A 2,704-nucleotide genomic window follows, 5' to 3' on the forward strand; every position below is an offset into this window, starting at 1 on the left:
GCGAGGACAGCAGTGCCATCGGCCCGAGCCAGGCGCCGACCAGGGCGTTCAGGCTGGCGGTCGTCAGCACGGCCGACGCCGCCAGCGCGAGCGCCAGATCAAACCCGAAGACCAATGCGATGCGTACGAGCAACAGCAGCCGGCCGGACGTCGGCGTGGCCGCGACCAGTTCGGCGGCCGGGTCGCGGCCGGACCGGTAGGTGCCCGCGATGCCGGCGGCGGCGACGATCGGCGTGATGAGGGCCAGCACGAGGCCGGCGCCGACCGTGGTCTGCAGCAGCACCATCACCACGCCGAGCGCCATCACCAGGGCCGAGGCGACGGGTACGGCCGGCCGGATCAGCCGCGCCTCGGCGACCACGAGCGCGGCGACCCGCCTGATCGGGTGACTGTCGAGGGGCGGCCCGGCGGGTCCCTCGAGCGCGCTCCGGGTGAGCACCGTGCGTACCATCCGGGCCGGATCCGGTGTCGGGGCGCCCGGCGCGGCGGCGTCCGCGATCACCCGCCAGGCGGCGAGGTCGGCGCGGCAGTGCCGGCAGCCGGCGAGATGGGCGCGGACCCGCTCGAGCTCCGCGCCGGTCAGCGAGCCGGCGGCATAGGCGGGCAGCCACTCCTTCATTCGGACACCTCCTGAGCGGTGAGCTGGGCGGCGACGGCGGCCCGGGCATGGTGGAGCCGGCTCTTCACCGTGCCGACGGGGATCGCGAGCACCTCGGCGACGTCGGCGAGCGGCAGCCCGGCGACGAACACCAGCGCGATCACCTCCCGGTGGTGATCGGGCAGCAGGTCGATGGCCGCGGCCACCGGAGTGCCCCCGGCGGCGGCGATCGCCAGCTCTTCGGGCCCGGCGCCCTGATCGGCCCGGTCGAGCAGGTCGGCCGCGGCGGGCAGCGGAGCGGCCCGCAGGCGCAGCCGGTTGTGGGCCTGCCGGCGGGCGACACCGAAGAGCCAGGTGGTGACCTTGGCGCGCCCTTCGAAGGCGCCGGCCGACCGCCACACGGCGAGCATGGTGTCCTGCAGGATCTCCTCGGCGACCATCCGATCCCCGGCGAGCCGGAGCAGATAGCCGAACACCGCCCCGGCGTGCCGCTCGTACAGCAGGGCCAGAGCGCCGGCGTCCCCGGCGGCGACAGACCGCAGCAGGTCATCGTCACCGCCGGCCGCCCGCCGAGCCATCCGTCCACCCCCTCGCCTCAAGGTAGGTAGCACCGGCGAGCACGGATGGTTCACGGCCACGCGTGGGACGATGCCGTCGTGGACCCTCAACGAGGTGGCGTCGTGATCTGAGACGTGGACGGCACTCTGATCCCGGCCGACCTGCGTTGGTTACGCCGAGCCATTGCGAAGACGTACGATCTTGAGCAAGGAGCCGTGACCTTTCCGGCCAAGAAGGTGCATGGATACACCGACGAGTCGATCGTCGTTGACGCGGCCCTGGCGTCAGGAGTCCCGGCCGACGTGGCGGAAGACGGGATCTCCCGCTTTCACGACGTCATGGCCGGTGTGATGGATGAAGGACGCGATGAGCTCCGGCGAGTTCAGCCTCCCTACCCCGGGGCGGCCGAGTCCATCGTCGGGGTGCGCCGTCAGGGGTTCACGCAGACGGTTCTGACCGGCAACATCCGTGTGGCCGCCGAGGTCAAGCTGCGGACTCTCGGATTGGACGCCGGCCTGGACCTCGACATCGGCGGATACGGCTCCGATGACCGCGACCGATTCCGGCTGCCGGACGTGATCGCCGGACGCTTCGCTCGAGCGTTCGGGAGCCCGCTGCGGCCGGACAAGGTGGTCGTCATCGGAGACGCTCCTAATGACATCGCCTGCGCACGCCACGCCGGCTTCTGGGCGGCGGTGGTGACCCACCGGGCGAGCAGAGACGAACTGGCTGCGTGCCATCCAGACGTGATACTGGACCGGCTGGATCCGAGCGAGGTCGTGGCCGCCGTCACCTCCTTGGCCCGGCACGGCGGCGGAGCGCCGGCCGGCTAAGCCGCGGCCATACGACTGTCCAACTGGCGCACGACCGGCTCGGCGTCCCACCGGGCCAGCCGTTGACGTGCAGCCCGGGCGCGGGCGATACCTCGGTGATTGCCGATCTGTTGCAGCTGGTCATAGGCATCGCCGAGGATGGCACAGCTCTGTTCGAGCTCACCCAGGTCCGCGTATGAGCTGGCAAGGTCGACAGTCGCCGCGAGCACGACGTTGATTTTCTCCCGGTTACCGCCCAACTTCTCGATCACTGCCTCGAGAATCGCGACCGCCTCCGCGGGCTCGTTCAGCAGCAGGTGGCACGTACCTTCGTAAACCGGCAAGCGGTGACTGCCCCAGTCGCTGTACAACCCGGTGCAGTCCTCCGGATCGATCTCTCGGCGACTGCGCCTCGGGCAGTGTCGAGCGCGAGCCTGGACTCGTTGCGAAGCTGAAGCGCGGCATACGTCTGGGCCTGCTCGGCGGCGATTCTCGCTCGCGCCGGCGCAGTGAGGTATTCCGATACCGCGGCGGCTTCTTGAAGAAGTCGTAGGCCGGTCATGACGTCGCCGCCGGTGTCAATCAGGGTGGACGCGTCGGAGTGAAGATTGCTCTCGAAGATCCTCGCCGTGGCACCGAGGCGCCGGCTGTTCAGCTGGTCGGCCAGCTTCCGAGCGTAGGAGCAGTGCGCGAGCGCCATCGAGCGGACACCCTGAGCACTCCAAAGTCGGCTCGC

The 2,704-nt window shown here is 70.6% G+C and carries 4 protein-coding genes; 1 reads left to right on the top strand and 3 read right to left on the bottom strand.

The genetic code is table 11. The features are described from left to right. Together AB0M20_RS36695 and AB0M20_RS36700 are read right to left on the bottom strand one after the other, a co-directional pair. Window positions 1-619 (bottom strand): zf-HC2 domain-containing protein (locus tag AB0M20_RS36695; RefSeq protein WP_364305294.1); only part of this gene is annotated, 619 nt, incomplete at its 3' end. Then, entirely contained in the window at window positions 616-1,176 is a 561-nt protein-coding gene (locus AB0M20_RS36700; RefSeq protein WP_364305297.1) for a sigma-70 family RNA polymerase sigma factor, read from the bottom strand. The genes AB0M20_RS36700 and AB0M20_RS36695, both read right to left, overlap by 4 nt. A 114-nt stretch (window positions 1,177-1,290) precedes the next feature. Here AB0M20_RS36700 and AB0M20_RS36705 point away from each other — a divergent pair, with 114 nt between their 5' ends. Then, window positions 1,291-1,989 (top strand): haloacid dehalogenase-like hydrolase, encoded by a 699-nt coding sequence (locus AB0M20_RS36705; RefSeq protein WP_364305300.1) that lies wholly within the window; start codon window positions 1,291-1,293, stop codon window positions 1,987-1,989. Here the strand turns inward: AB0M20_RS36705 and AB0M20_RS36710 are convergent. Beyond that, the gene (locus AB0M20_RS36710; protein WP_364305302.1) at window positions 1,986-2,339 is read right to left on the bottom strand and encodes a hypothetical protein; all 354 of its coding nucleotides are present in this window, start codon (window positions 2,337-2,339) and stop codon (window positions 1,986-1,988) included. The two genes, AB0M20_RS36705 and AB0M20_RS36710, sit on opposite strands and share 4 nt — an antisense overlap. Window positions 2,340-2,704 lie beyond the last annotated feature (365 nt).

This window comes from Actinoplanes sp. NPDC051633, from assembly GCF_040681735.1.
GTDB lineage: Bacteria > Actinomycetota > Actinomycetes > Mycobacteriales > Micromonosporaceae > Actinoplanes.